At 62.5% G+C, this 12,768-nt stretch carries 12 protein-coding genes; 9 read left to right on the top strand and 3 right to left on the bottom strand.

Annotated features, from left to right (window positions below; genetic code table 11):
- Window positions 1-79: 79 nt before the first annotated feature.
- The 4 genes from HHL21_RS18450 to msrQ all read left to right on the top strand — a co-directional run bounded on the left by HHL21_RS18450 (window position 80) and on the right by msrQ (window position 5,064).
- On the top strand, window positions 80-2,170 hold the full coding sequence (locus tag HHL21_RS18450; protein ID WP_169468593.1) for a cytochrome c biogenesis protein ResB: 2,091 nt from the start codon (window positions 80-82) through the stop codon (window positions 2,168-2,170).
- A 39-nt stretch (window positions 2,171-2,209) separates the two neighbouring features.
- Window positions 2,210-3,367, top strand: a complete 1,158-nt coding sequence (gene ccsB / locus HHL21_RS18445) for a c-type cytochrome biogenesis protein CcsB (protein ID WP_370659760.1) — start codon at window positions 2,210-2,212, stop codon at window positions 3,365-3,367.
- An 81-nt stretch (window positions 3,368-3,448) separates the two neighbouring features.
- Complete coding sequence (gene msrP / locus HHL21_RS18440; protein WP_169468589.1) at window positions 3,449-4,429, top strand: protein-methionine-sulfoxide reductase catalytic subunit MsrP; 981 nt, start codon at window positions 3,449-3,451, stop codon at window positions 4,427-4,429.
- On the top strand, window positions 4,429-5,064 hold the full coding sequence (gene msrQ / locus HHL21_RS18435) for a protein-methionine-sulfoxide reductase heme-binding subunit MsrQ (RefSeq protein WP_169468587.1): 636 nt from the start codon (window positions 4,429-4,431) through the stop codon (window positions 5,062-5,064). Before msrP ends, msrQ begins: the two co-directional genes overlap by 1 nt.
- Window positions 5,065-5,172: 108 nt before the next feature.
- On the opposite strand, the gene lysA is transcribed toward msrQ, so the two are convergent.
- Together lysA and lptM are read right to left on the bottom strand one after the other, a co-directional pair.
- Window positions 5,173-6,450, bottom strand: coding sequence for a diaminopimelate decarboxylase (gene lysA / locus HHL21_RS18430; protein ID WP_169468586.1), 1,278 nt, complete (start codon window positions 6,448-6,450; stop codon window positions 5,173-5,175).
- A gap of 8 nt (window positions 6,451-6,458) precedes the next feature.
- Window positions 6,459-6,629 carry an LPS translocon maturation chaperone LptM gene (gene lptM / locus HHL21_RS18425; RefSeq protein WP_370659759.1) on the bottom strand — a complete coding sequence of 57 codons (171 nt, stop codon included), beginning with the start codon at window positions 6,627-6,629 and terminating at the stop codon, window positions 6,459-6,461.
- A gap of 44 nt (window positions 6,630-6,673) precedes the next feature.
- Between lptM and cyaY the strand changes: the two genes are divergently transcribed.
- Window positions 6,674-7,006, top strand: a complete 333-nt coding sequence (cyaY, locus tag HHL21_RS18420; protein ID WP_169468678.1) for an iron donor protein CyaY — start codon at window positions 6,674-6,676, stop codon at window positions 7,004-7,006.
- 75 nt (window positions 7,007-7,081) lie between these two features.
- Here the strand turns inward: cyaY and HHL21_RS18415 are convergent, their stop codons facing one another.
- Window positions 7,082-9,427 carry a penicillin-binding protein 1A gene (locus HHL21_RS18415; RefSeq protein WP_169468584.1) on the bottom strand — a complete coding sequence of 782 codons (2,346 nt, stop codon included), beginning with the start codon at window positions 9,425-9,427 and terminating at the stop codon, window positions 7,082-7,084.
- A gap of 348 nt (window positions 9,428-9,775) precedes the next feature.
- Here HHL21_RS18415 and HHL21_RS18410 point away from each other — a divergent pair, with 348 nt between their 5' ends.
- From HHL21_RS18410 to HHL21_RS18395, 4 genes are read left to right on the top strand one after another with little or no spacing between them, the layout of a single operon-like run.
- The gene (locus tag HHL21_RS18410; RefSeq protein ID WP_169468582.1) at window positions 9,776-10,855 is read left to right on the top strand and encodes a pilus assembly protein PilM; all 1,080 of its coding nucleotides are present in this window, start codon (window positions 9,776-9,778) and stop codon (window positions 10,853-10,855) included.
- On the top strand, window positions 10,852-11,511 hold the full coding sequence (locus tag HHL21_RS18405) for a PilN domain-containing protein (protein WP_169468580.1): 660 nt from the start codon (window positions 10,852-10,854) through the stop codon (window positions 11,509-11,511). Before HHL21_RS18410 ends, HHL21_RS18405 begins: the two co-directional genes overlap by 4 nt.
- Window positions 11,508-12,218 carry a type IV pilus inner membrane component PilO gene (locus HHL21_RS18400; protein ID WP_169468578.1) on the top strand — a complete coding sequence of 237 codons (711 nt, stop codon included), beginning with the start codon at window positions 11,508-11,510 and terminating at the stop codon, window positions 12,216-12,218. Before HHL21_RS18405 ends, HHL21_RS18400 begins: the two co-directional genes overlap by 4 nt.
- A complete protein-coding gene (locus HHL21_RS18395) occupies window positions 12,215-12,757 on the top strand; it encodes a pilus assembly protein PilP (protein WP_229496584.1) in 543 nt (180 codons plus the stop codon). The genes HHL21_RS18400 and HHL21_RS18395 overlap by 4 nt, the downstream gene beginning before the upstream one ends.
- Window positions 12,758-12,768 lie beyond the last annotated feature (11 nt).

The raw sequence follows: 12,768 nt of genomic DNA, 5'->3' as shown, positions 1-12,768 counted from the left end.
TGGGATTCCCGCCTTCGCGGGAATGACGCCTTGCACATCTTTCGCGGCCGCCTAGGCTGACCGCGCACTGGATTGAATAATGAGCACCACCGGAATTGAACTGAAGACGAAGCGCCGCCGACTGGCCGAAGCGGTCGAGCTGGTCTCGTCGATGCGCTTTGCGATCAGCCTGCTGACAGTGATCTCGATCGCGTCGATGATCGGCACTGTGATGAAGCAGAACGAGCCGATGACGAATTACGTCAACCAGTTCGGCCCGTTCTGGTTCTCCGTGTTTGACAAGCTGGGCCTGTACGCGGTTTACTCGGCGTGGTGGTTCCTGCTGATCCTCGCCTTCCTGCTGCTGTCGACCGGGCTGTGCATCGTGCGCAGCACGCCGAAGATGCTGAAGGATATGCGCAGCTGGCGCGAGAACGTGCGCGAGGTGTCGCTGCGCAATTTCCACCACAAGGCCGAATGGGTGGCGCCGCTGTCGCGCGCGGCACTGGCGCAGCAGAGCGCCCAGCGCCTTGCCGACGCGGGGTACGGCACCAAGATCGTCGAAAAGCCGAACGCCACCCTGGTGACGGCCAAGAAGGGCGCCGGAACGCGCTTCGGCTACATCTTCGCGCACTCGGCCATCATCATCATCCTGGTGGGCGGCATGCTCGATTCCGACCTGCCTATCCGCTTCCAGCAATGGTTCCTCGGCAAGACGCCGTTCGCGGGCAGCGGCCTGATCTCGGCCATTCCTGAGAAGCACCGCCTTGGCCTGGGCAATCCTACCTACCGCGGCAACACCATGATCCCGGAAGGGCAGGCGAGCGACGTCGCGCTGATTCCGCAGGCCAACGGCGTGCTGGTGCAGGAACTGCCGTTCACGATCAAGCTGGCCAAGTTCCACATCGATTTCTACTCGACCGGCATGCCGAAGCTGTTCGCCAGCGATGTGATCGTGCGCGACCATGAAACCGGCAAGACGTTCCCGGCCACCATCAAGGTCAACGAACCGCTGATCTACAAGGGCGTTGCCGTGTACCAGTCCAGCTTCGAAGACGGCGGCACCAAGCTCAAGATGACGGCCTTCCCGATGCAGGGCGTTGATGCGAAATCGTTTGCGATGGCGGGCGAAATCGGCACCGCATCCGAGCTCAAGCGCGATGGCGAGGACTACTCGGTCGAGTGGTCGGGCTTCCGTCCGTTCAACGTCGAGAACACCGGCACCACGCCGGACGTGCGCGCCGTTACCAAGGGCAAGTCGTTCAACGAAGAATTCGCGGCCGGTTTTAACAAGCAACTCGGTTCCGCCGCCAAAGGCGAAAACAAGGACCTGAAGAACGTCGGCCCGAGCGTCACCTACAAGCTGCGCGACAAGACCGGGCAGGCGCGCGAATACCAGAATTACATGCAGCCGGTGACACTCGACGGCGCCCAGTTCTACCTGGCGGGCATGCGCTCGACGCCGTCCGAAGCGTTCAGCTACCTGCGCATTCCGGCCGATGACGAATACAGCGTCCGCGAATGGATGCGCCTGCGCGCCGCGCTGGCCGACCCGGCCCTGCGCCAGCTTGCCGCCGGCCGCTACGCAAAGCGCGCCATGCCCGCTACAACGGGCGCGGGCGGGATGGCCCAGCAGCTGGAAGATTCCGCCGCGCGCAGCCTTGCCATCTTTGCAGGCAACGGCACCCAGGGCGGTTACCTTGCTGTTTCGCAGTTCCTCGAAAAGATCCCGGCCGCCGAGCAGGAAAAGGCCGCCGGCATCTTCATGAAAATCCTCAACGGCACCATGTGGGAGCTGTGGCAGGCCGCGCGCGCGCGGGATGGCCTGGCGCCGGTCGCGGGCGACGAGAAGCATGCACGTTTCCTGCAGACGTCGACCAATGCGCTGTCGGACAGCTTCTTCTACGGCGCGCCGGTGTTCCTGCAGCTGGATGAATTTACCGAAGTAAAAGCGTCGGTGCTGCAAGTGACCCGTTCGCCGGGCAAGGCGGTCGTCTACACCGGCTGCCTGTTCCTGGTGATGGGCATCTTCGCCATGTTCTACATCCGCGAACGCCGCCTGTGGGTGTGGGTGCGCGATGACGAGTCCGGCGGCGCGCACGCGCTGATGGCGATGAGCACCCAGCGCAAGACCCTTGATTTCGAGCATGAATTTAACGACCTGAAAGCGAAGCTGCCGCAATCGGCGTAAGCTGTATGCCGCCACGCATGGCGGCGGTACCTGGAGAAAATGATGGAAATTTCACAAACTCAAACAAGCTACACCCAGACGCCGGGCTTCTTCAAGCGCCTGACCGCGTTCGACTGGCTGTTCGCCGCGGCGCTGATGGCCGGCGCCGTGTTCGGACTGGTCCGCTACGGCGCCTACATGGACGTCTACGAGAAAGCCATCCTGCTGCTGGCCGCGCCGACCTTCGCGCTGCTGGGCTGGCAATTCAAGGCGGTGCGCTGGCTGATGCCGCTGGTGTTCCTGCTGTCGCTCGCGGCCATCGGCCTGTATGCGGGCGACCTGCAGAACGCCAACCAGAAATTCTTCCTCAAGTACCTGCTGTCGTCGCAGTCGGCGATCCTGTGGATGAGCACCTTGTTCGCGTTCTCGACCGTGTTCTACTGGGTCGGCCTGCTCAGCCGCAGCAACTTCGGCACCTCGGTCGGCTCCAGGCTGTGCTGGGCCGCGGTCGTGCTCGGCTGGACCGGCATGATGGTGCGCTGGTTCGAGTCCTACCTGATCGGCGCCGACGTCGGCCACATCCCCGTGTCGAACCTGTATGAAGTGTTCATCCTGTTCGCGCTGATCACCGCCATGTTCTACCTGCATTACGAGCAGCACTACGCCACCCGCCAGCTGGGCGCCTTCGTGATGCTGATCATCGCGGCCGCGGTCGCTTTCCTGCTGTGGTACACCGTGTCGCGCGACGCCGCCGGCATCGAGCCGCTGGTGCCGGCGCTGCAAAGCTGGTGGATGAAGATCCACGTCCCGGCCAACTTCATCGGCTACGGCACCTTCGCGCTGGCCGCGATGGTCGGCTCGGCCTACCTGCTCAAGTCGCACGGCATCCTCGCCGACCGTCTGCCGGCGCTCGAAGTGCTCGACGACGTGATGTACAAATCGATTTCGGTCGGCTTCGCGTTCTTCACCGTGGCAACCATCCTCGGCGCGCTGTGGGCAGCCGAAGCATGGGGCGGCTACTGGTCATGGGACCCGAAAGAAACCTGGGCGCTGATCGTCTGGCTGAACTACGCGGCCTGGCTGCACATGCGCCTGATGACCGGCCTGCGCGGCCGCGTGGCGGCCTGGTGGGCGCTGGTCGGCCTTCTGGTGACGACCTTCGCCTTCATTGGCGTCAACATGTTCCTGTCCGGACTGCACTCGTACGGCGAACTGTAAGTACGGCGCGCGGGCCTGCGGGCTCGCGTCGGCAAAATGGTGTAATGTTTGGACGTTACTACCATTTTTCCGGAGCAAGCCATGCTGATCAAACGCAGTCCGAACCAAAGCGCTGTACCGTTCGGATCGGAAATCACGCCGCAAGAAGTCTACGAATCGCGCCGCCGCTTCATCCAGCAGATGGCAGTCGGCGCCGTGGCAGGCAGCGCGTTGTGGGAGATGGCGAACCGCAAAGCGTTCGCCCAGCAAACCCCCGCGCAAAAACTGGCCGGCAAGGCCAATCCCGCCTACACCATCCTCGACAAGCCGACCCCGTTCAAGGATGCGTCGGGCTACAACAACTTCTATGAATTCGGGCTCGACAAGTCGGACCCCGCCGAATACGCGCACACGCTGAAAACCCGGCCGTGGACGGTATCGATCGAAGGCGAGGTCAAGCAGCCGATGACGCTCGACATCGACAGCCTGCTCAAGCTCGCGCCGCTGGAAGAACGCATCTACCGCCTGCGCTGCGTCGAAGGCTGGTCGATGGTGATTCCGTGGGTTGGCTACTCGCTGTCGAACCTGATCAAGAAGGTCGAGCCGAACGGCAACGCCAAGTTCGTCGAATTCACGACCCTGGCCGACCGCAAGCAGATGCCCGGCATCGGCAGCCGCGTGCTCGACTGGCCGTATGTCGAAGGGCTGCGCATCGACGAAGCCAATCACCCGCTCACGCTGCTGACGCTCGGCATGTATGGGCAGACCCTGCCCAACCAGAACGGCGCGCCTGTGCGCATCGTGGTGCCCTGGAAGTACGGGTTTAAATCGGGCAAGTCCATCGTCAAGATCCGCTTCGTGCGGGAACAGCCGAAAACGGCGTGGAACGTGTCGGCGCCGTCGGAATACGGCTTCTATTCCAACGTCAACCCGAACGTCGACCACCCGCGCTGGTCGCAGGCCACCGAGCGCCGGATTGGCGAGGATGGATTCTTCAAGGCCAAGCGCAAGACGTTGATGTTCAATGGCTACAACGAGGTCGCCTCGATGTACACCGGCCTGGATCTGAAGAAATACTACTGATGGCGTTCAATCCCACACCCACACAGCTCAAGGGCATCAAGGCCGCCATCTTTTCGCTGGCGCTGGTGCCGCTGGCGCGCATGGTGTGGCTGACTGTCAGCGGGCAACTGGTCGAGCCGCTCGAGTTCATCACGCGTGGGACGGGTTCCTGGGCGCTGTATTTCCTGTGCATCACGCTGACGGTGACGCCGCTGCGGCGGCTGAGCAAGATGAACTGGCTGATCAAGCTGCGCAGGATGTTCGGGCTGTACGCGTTCTTCTACGCGTTTTTGCACTTCACGACGTTCTTGTGGTTCGACCATTTCTTCGACGTGGCCGGGATGTTCCGCGACGTGGCGAAGCGGCCATTCATCCTGGTTGGGTTTACCGCGTTTGTGCTGCTGATACCGCTGGCCGTGACCAGCACCAATGCGATGGTCAAGCGGCTGGGCGGCAAGCGCTGGATATGGCTGCACCGGCTGATCTACCTGATCGCGCCGCTGGGCATATTGCACTTCTGGTGGATGAGGGCGGGGAAGAGCAATTTCACCGAACCGTTTATTTTCGGGGCGATTGTTGCGGTGCTGCTGGGGGCGAGGGTGTATTGGAGCTGGGCGGGGTCGAAGTCGCGGGCTGCACAAACGTCGGGCGGATGAGAGGAGTATCCGCCTGCAAGCGGATACCGTTCCGCAGGCGGATCGCTTGCGATCCGACACCCCTGCTACACCGGCCTCTCGGCCTCTTCCGCCCTGCACCCCGTCGGCTTATTTGATCACCGACTCCAACGCAAACAAATCCGCCGGATTCTCGCGCTGGCGGATCAAATGCACCTTATCGCCATCGACCATCACCTCGGCTGCGCGGCCGCGGGTATTGTAATTGGACGACATGGTCAAGCCATAAGCGCCCGCCTGCATAATCGCCAGCAAATCGCCCGGATTTACCGCCAACTGCCGATCGCGCGCCAGCCAGTCGCCCGACTCGCACACCGGCCCGACGACATCGTAATTCACCTTCTCGCCGGCATGCGGCGCGACTGGCTGCACATCCATCCACGCCTGGTAAAGGGCAGGGCGCATCAGATCATTCATCGCCGCGTCGACGATGCAGAAATTCTTCTCCGCGCCCGGCTTCAGGAATTCCACCCTGGTCAGCAGCACGCCGGTATCGCCGACAATCGAGCGGCCCGGCTCAAACGCCACCTTGATCGGCTTGCCGTCGTATTTGCGGGCGCGCCACGCATCGATATGCGCGAACACGCGGCCCAGGTATTCGCCGACCGGAACCGGCTCGGCCTCGCCCGCCTCGCCGTAATTGATGCCGATACCGCCACCCATATCCAGGTGATGAATTACGATGCCCTCGTCGGCCAGCGTATCGATCAATTCGATCAATTTATCGAGCGCCTCGAGCAGCGGCGCATCGTCCAGCAGCTGCGAACCGATATGGCAATCGATGCCGACCACTTCCAGGTGCGCCAGCGCGCCAGCGGTGCGATAAGTAGCGAGCGCATCGTCGAACGCCACGCCGAATTTATTCGCCTTCAGGCCGGTGGCGATATACGGATGGGTTTTCGCATCCACGTTCGGATTCACGCGCAATGACACCGGCGCGGTCTTGCCCATCGCGCCAGCGACTTCATTAATACGGTGCAGCTCAGGAATCGACTCCACGTTAAAGCACAGGATATCGTGCGACAGCGCCAGCCGGATCTCATCGGACGTCTTGCCGACGCCGGAGAAAATCACCTTGCGCGGATCGCCGCCAGCGGCCAATACGCGCAGCAGCTCGCCGCCCGACACGATATCGAAGCCCGCGCCTTCGCGCGCCAGCAGGTCGAGGATCGCCAGGTTCGAATTGGCCTTCATCGCATAGCAAATGAGGGCATCGCGGCCTTTGCACGCATCGAAATACGACGCGAAGTTTTTCAGCAGCGCGGCCTTGGAATAAACATAGGTCGGCGTGCCGAACTGCCCGGCGATGCTGGACAAGGGAGTGCTTTCAGCGAACAGGGCGCCGTCTTGGAAGGTAAATTGCGACATAGGATGAGTTACTGGGCTACGGAAGAAGAAACTGGAGGCATCGCAGGCGGCTGGGCAGGCGCTGGCTGGGGCTTGGCAGGCGGGGTCGGCATGTACAGCGGGCCGGTCTGGCCGCAGCCGGCGAGCGCGCCAAAGACCATGACGGCGGCGCCGATATTCAGCGCAATGGAAGGCTTCACGATTAGAATCACGGTTTAATTAGAAGACCTTGGAGTGTAGCATGATGAGCGAAACCGAATTCCTGGACCTGGCCGACAGCACCCTGAGCACGATCGAAGCGGCGATGGACCGGCTCAACGACGAAGACGTGATCGACGTCGAATGCAAGCGCAGCGGCAACGTGCTGGAAATCGAGTTCATCGACAACGGCACCAAGATCATCGTCAACAGCCAGGCGCCGCTGCAGGAAATGTGGGTGGCGGCCAAATCCGGCGGCTTCCACTACAAGCGCGCCGACGGGCAGTGGATCAACACCCGCGACGGCTCCGAGCTGTTCGCCGCGCTGTCGACGCTGGCCAGCGAACAAGGCGGCACCTCCGTGACCCTCTCGGAATAGTTGCAAAACGCTTCGGGGTCCGTCCCCGGGGACGGACCCCGAAGCGTTTTGCAACCGCTTTTACGGCGGTGGTGCTTAGAACAGCTCGTTCTTTACCGCATCCTTCACCGCTTCTTCGGCGGGAGTGCTGCGCACCCCGACGTCGATGCTCTGGACGCCGGTTCCCGGCGGGTTCTCGGCGTAGTAGTACTCGCCGTTCACATTGATCAGGCCGCCCGGCACGACGCGCTCTTCCATCGGCTCACCCTTGAGCGCCTTGCTCATGTAGCCGATCCAGATCGGCAGCGCTAAACCGCCGCCGGTTTCCTTGTTGCCCAGGTTCTTGGGCTGGTCGTAGCCGATCCAGGCGATTCCCACCACGTTCGGGTTGTAGCCGGCGAACCAGGCGTCGATCGAGTCGTTGGTGGTGCCGGTCTTGCCGGAGATGTCGGTGCGCTTGAGCGACAGCGCCTTGGTCGCAGTGCCGTAGCGGACCACGTCCTTGAGCATGCTGTCGACCATGAAGGCGTTGCGCGCGTCGATCACGCGGTTGCCTTCTTCGCCGGCACGGTCAGGCGAGGCTTGCGACAGGATGGTGCCGTTGCTGTCGGTGACCTTGGTGATCAGGTACGGGCTGACGCGGTAGCCGCCGTTCGCAAACACGGCGTAGGCGCCGGCCAACTGCAACGGCGTGGTCGCGCCCGCGCCCAGCGCAAGCGTCAGGTACGGCGGGTTCTTCTCGGCGTCGAAGCCGAAGCGCGTCGTGTATTCCTGGCCGTACTTGGCGCCGATGCGGTGCAGGATGCGGATCGAGACCATGTTCTTCGACTTGCTCAGCCCGCGCCGCATGCTCATCGGGCCTTCGTACTTGTTGTCGTAGTTCTTGGGCTCCCATGCCTGGCCGCCGGTCTGCCCCGCGTCAAACGAGATCGGCGCGTCGTTGATCAGCGTCGATGGCGACAGCCCGCGCTCCAGCGATGCCGAGTAGATGAACGGCTTGAACGACGATCCCGGCTGGCGCCATGCCTGCGTCACGTGGTTGAACTTGTTGCGGTTGTAGTCGAAGCCGCCCACCAGCGCGCGGATCGCGCCGTCCCTTGTATCTGCGGCGACGAAGGCCGATTCGATTTCCGGCATCTGGGTGATGCTCCAGGTGGTGCCGCCGCCTTGCGTGACGCGGATCACCGCGCCGCGCTTGATGCGGCGGTTCGGCGGCGCCTTCGAAGACAGCCCGGATTGCGCGAACGCCAGCCCCGGCCCGCTGATCTTGATTTCTTCACCCGACGCGGTCACCGCCGTCACCTGCTGCGGCGATGCTTCCAGCACGATGGCGGCGATGATGTCGTCGCTGTCCGGATGCTCGGCCAGCTCGGCTTCGATCGCTTCTTCGGCTTGCTCCTTCTTGCCCGGGATGTCGATGTACGACTTCGGCCCACGGTAGGCCTGGCGGCGCTCGTAGTCCATCACGCCGCGGCGCAGCGCGAGGTAGGCGGCGTCCTGGTCGGCCTTGGTGATCGTGGTGAATACATTCAGCCCGCGCGTGTAGGTCTCTTCCTTGAATTGTTCGTACACCAGCTGGCGCGCCATCTCGGCGACGTACTCGGCGTGCACGCCGAACTCGTTGCTATCGGTCTTGATCTTGAGCTGTTCGTCCTTGGCGGCCGTGTACTGCGCCGTGGTGATGTAGCCGAGCTCGTGCATACGCTGCAGGATGTACTGCTGGCGCGTGCGCGCACGTTTCGGGTTGACCACCGGGTTGTACGCCGACGGCGCCTTCGGCAGGCCGGCCAGCATCGCCGCTTCGGCCACGCTGATGTCCTTCAGGTCCTTGCCGAAGTAGATCTGGGCGGCCGAGGAGAAGCCGTACGCGCGCTGGCCCAGGTAGATCTGGTTCATGTAGACCTCGAGGATCTGGTCCTTGGTCAGGCTTTTTTCAATTTTCCAGGCCAGCAGGATTTCATAGGCCTTGCGCTTGAGGGTCTGCTCGGACGACAGGAAGAAGTTGCGCGCTACCTGCTGGGTAATGGTCGATGCGCCCTGGCGCGCCCCACCGCTGGCGTTGTGCAGCGCCGCGCGCAGGATGCCCTTGTAATACACGCCGCTGTGCTCGTAGAAATTGTCGTCCTCGATCGCCAGTACCGCCTTCTTCATGACATTCGGAATGTCCTTGATATGGACCAGCGTGCGGCGCTCTTCGCCGAATTCGCCGATCAGGACATTGTCGGCGGAGAAAATCCGTAGCGGCATTTTCGGCCGGTAGTCGGTCAGCGTGTCGAGCGCGGGCAGGTTGGGGTAGGCCATCGCCAGCGCGAAGACGACAATCAGCAGCGCCGCCAGTCCTGTGCCGGTGATAATCCCGAGCGCAATCAGCAGCATCCGTTTAGGGCTGCGCTTGCGTGCGCCTTTTTTTGGCGTAGCCGTTGTATCCGATTTCGAAGTCATGCGGGTGGATCTCTCACATATTGATGTGCTTCATTATAAAGCACGGTACCGGCCAGCCCCATTCGCTACAGCAGGCTAATGGACGAGTGTGAACGGGCCGACAACTTAGATGTCAGCGCGTTCACAGAGTGTGGTGAATCCGCCCGTACCGATAAAGTTCCAATGCAGAAATACCTTTACATGGGCTCGGCGTTGTTGCTACGATTTAATGTACTGTCTTATGTATGCCGCCTAAATGGCGGTTTTATATCAAATAACCCCCAAAAGGCCAGTTCATATTATCTTTCTGAGAAGCAAGTTATTCAGAAAATAATTCAAAATGCGGTTAGGGGAGGAGTGGGCTCGTAAATGGTTAATCTAGGTTCCTTGTTCGGGCAATCCAGTCCCCCCTTGATCGGGTTGGACGTCAGTACGTCCAGCGTCCGGCTGGTTGAGCTGTCACAGCTCGGCAAAGGCGAGCTGCGTCTGGAGCGTTATGCATCCGAGCCCCTCCCGCGCGGCGCTGTCGTCGACGGCAATATCGAAAACCTCGAGCAGGTCTCGGAGGCGGTGCGGCGCGTCTGGAAAAAGAGCGGCACCCGCATCAAGCTGGTCGCGCTCGGCATGCCGCCGGCCTCCGTCATCACCAAGAAGATCATCCTGCCGGCGGGCCTGTCGGAAGACCAGCTGGAAGTGCAGGTCGAGTCCGAGGCCAGCCAGTACATCCCGTTCGCGCTCGACGAGGTCAGCCTCGATTTCGACGTGATCGGCCCGGCCGCCAATTCGCCCGACGACATCGAAGTGATGCTGGCGGCGTCGCGCAAGGAAAAGGTCGAGGACCGCATGGCGCTGGCCGAAGCGGCCGGCCTGGCTGCCGTGGTGATGGACATCGAATCGTACGCCGCCCGCGCCGCGCTCGACCGCGTGACGGCGATGATGCCGCAGGCCGGCGCCGGCCAGATCGTCGCGCTGTTCCAGGTCGGCGCCCAGGTCACCCACATCTCGGTCATGCTCGACGGCGACACCATCTACGAGCGCGAGCAGCCGTTCGGCGGCAACCAGCTGACCCAGGATATCGTGCGCGCCTACGGGCTGTCGTTCGAGGAAGCCGAAGCGCGCAAGCGCGCCGGCGACCTGCCGGAAAACTACCAGGCCGAGTTGCTGACCCCCTTCCTGGAAAACGCCGCGCTCGAAGTCACGCGCGCCATCCAGTTCTTCTACACCTCCACGCCGTACACCCGCATCGACCAGCTGTTCCTGGCCGGCGGTTGCGCGCTGATGCCGGGGCTGCTCGACATCGTCGCCAGCCGCACCCGCATCTCCAGCGCCGTGGTGTCGCCGTTCAAAGGCATGCAGCTGGCGTCCGGCGTGCGCGAGTCGCAGCTGCGCACCGAAGCGCCGGCTTACCTGGTCGCTTGCGGCCTGGCCATGCGAAAGGCGGCGGTATGATCAAGATTAACCTGCTTCCCCACCGGGAAGCCAAACGCAAACAGAAGCAGGCCGCGTTCGTCGCCCTGATGGCGCTGGGCGCAGTGCTCGGCGTGGTCGTGGTGCTGATGGTCGGCGCCTACAACGCCAGCCGCATCTCGATCCAGGAAGAGCGCAACCGCGTGATCGCCAACGCCAACGCGGAACTGGACGTCAAGATCGAGAAGATCGCGGGCCTCAAGCAGGAAATCGAAGCGCTGAAGGCGCGCCAGCAGGCGGTTGAAGACCTGCAGGGCGACCGCAACCAGCCGGTGTACCTGCTCGATGAACTGGTCAAGCAGACCCCGGAAGGCGTGTACCTGAAGGCGTTCAAGCAGGACGGCCAGCGCGTCACCTTGTCGGGCAACGCCCAGTCGCAGGAGCGCGTGGCTGAACTGCTGCGCAACCTGGCCGGCAATTCGCAGTGGCTCGAGCGTCCCGACCTGACCGAAGTACGCGCCGTCAGCCTGGACAAGAACAAGGCCGGCCGCAAGGTGGTCGAGTTCACGCTGGGCGTGAATATCAAGCGCCCGCGCGACATCGATGCGGCGGCTGAAGCAGCTGCTGCGGCGCCTGCCGCAGGCGCGCGCAAGACCGGCGCCGCCAAGACCGCGGCCGCTGGCGGAGACCAGGCATGAGCAAGAACATCGATTTGAAAGACCTGTCGCACTCGCTGCGATCCCAGTTCCAGGGGCTGCAGGGACGCCATCCCGGCCAGTGGCCGCTGGCGCCGCGCCTGCTGCTTGCCGTGGGCGTAATGTCCGTGGTGATCGTGCTTGGCTATTTCGCTTATTGGCAGTCGCAGTTCGAAGAGCAGCAAGCCGGCGCCAGGCAGGAAGCCAAGCTGCGCACCGAATACACCACCAAGATCGCGCAGGCGATCAATCTCGAAGCGCTTGAAGCCCAGAAGCTGCAGGTCGACCAATACGTGGCGCGGCTGGAGAAGCAGTTGCCGAGCAAGGCCGAAATGGCGGCGCTGCTGTCGGACATCAACCAGGCCGGCGTTGGCCGCGGCCTGCAATTCGAACTGTTCAAGCCAGGCCAGGTGGTGGTGCGCGACTACTATGCCGAACTCCCGATCGACATCAAGATCAGCGGCAACTACCATGACATCGGTTCATTCGCCGGCGACATGGCCAACCTGCCGCGTATCGTTACGCTCAATAACATGGCGCTTTCCACGGCCAAGGACGGCGCCCTGATACTGGAAGCGGTCGCCAAGACCTTCCGCTACCTCGACGACGAAGAAGCCACCGCCCAGCGCGTGGCTAAGGCAGAACGCGAGAAGAAGGACAAGAAGGGCAAGAAGGACAAGACGCCGACCAAGAAGGGAGCGGGAAAATGACGCACCTGAGCAAAGCCGCGATGCTGGCGCTGGCCGTCATGCTGACCGCCTGCACCGACAGCGACGTGCGCGAAGTCCAGCAATGGATGGCCGACACGGAAAAGAAAACCAAGGTCAGCGTCAAGCCGCTGGCCGAGCCGAAGACCTTTACGGCGTTCGCCTACAAGGCCGGCGATGCGGTCGATCCGTTCAGCCAGAACAAGCTGCTGGCGGAACTGGCTCGCACCGATGCGGGATCGACCAACCCGCTCAAGCCGGACGCCGACCGCCGCCGCGAACTGCTGGAGACCTTCCCGCTTGATACGATGCGCATGGTCGGACTGCTGCAGAAGGGCGGCGACAACCACGCGCTGCTGCAGATCGACCGCGCGGTGCACCAGGTTCGTGCCGGTCAGCGTATCGGCCAGAACTTCGGCGTCGTCACCAGCGTGACGGAGCAGGCTGTGAATATAAGAGAAGTGGTTCAGGACGCCACCGGCGATTGGGTCGAGCGCATGTCGAAGTTGGAGCTGCAGGATAGTAAGGAGAGCACGAAATGATCGCATCAAGA

This window comes from Massilia polaris, from assembly GCF_012927275.1.
GTDB lineage: Bacteria > Pseudomonadota > Gammaproteobacteria > Burkholderiales > Burkholderiaceae_D > Telluria_A > Telluria_A polaris.
Note: the sequence above shows the minus strand (reverse complement) of the source record. Positions and strands in the feature narration are given on the sequence as shown.

What these genes read in the sequence shown, in the direction of transcription:
- HHL21_RS18450 (WP_169468593.1), top strand. Translation starts at nt 80, where the DNA reads ATGAGCACCACCGGAATTGAACTGAAGACGAAGCGCCGCCGACTGGCC.
- ccsB (WP_370659760.1), top strand. Translation starts at nt 2,210, where the DNA reads ATGATGGAAATTTCACAAACTCAAACAAGCTACACCCAGACGCCGGGC.
- msrP (WP_169468589.1), top strand. Translation starts at nt 3,449, where the DNA reads ATGCTGATCAAACGCAGTCCGAACCAAAGCGCTGTACCGTTCGGATCG.
- msrQ (WP_169468587.1), top strand. Translation starts at nt 4,429, where the DNA reads ATGGCGTTCAATCCCACACCCACACAGCTCAAGGGCATCAAGGCCGCC.
- lysA (WP_169468586.1), bottom strand. Translation starts at nt 6,450, where the DNA reads ATGTCGCAATTTACCTTCCAAGACGGCGCCCTGTTCGCTGAAAGCACT.
- cyaY (WP_169468678.1), top strand. Translation starts at nt 6,674, where the DNA reads ATGAGCGAAACCGAATTCCTGGACCTGGCCGACAGCACCCTGAGCACG.
- HHL21_RS18415 (WP_169468584.1), bottom strand. Translation starts at nt 9,427, where the DNA reads ATGACTTCGAAATCGGATACAACGGCTACGCCAAAAAAAGGCGCACGC.
- HHL21_RS18410 (WP_169468582.1), top strand. Translation starts at nt 9,776, where the DNA reads ATGGTTAATCTAGGTTCCTTGTTCGGGCAATCCAGTCCCCCCTTGATC.
- HHL21_RS18405 (WP_169468580.1), top strand. Translation starts at nt 10,852, where the DNA reads ATGATCAAGATTAACCTGCTTCCCCACCGGGAAGCCAAACGCAAACAG.
- HHL21_RS18400 (WP_169468578.1), top strand. Translation starts at nt 11,508, where the DNA reads ATGAGCAAGAACATCGATTTGAAAGACCTGTCGCACTCGCTGCGATCC.
- HHL21_RS18395 (WP_229496584.1), top strand. Translation starts at nt 12,215, where the DNA reads ATGACGCACCTGAGCAAAGCCGCGATGCTGGCGCTGGCCGTCATGCTG.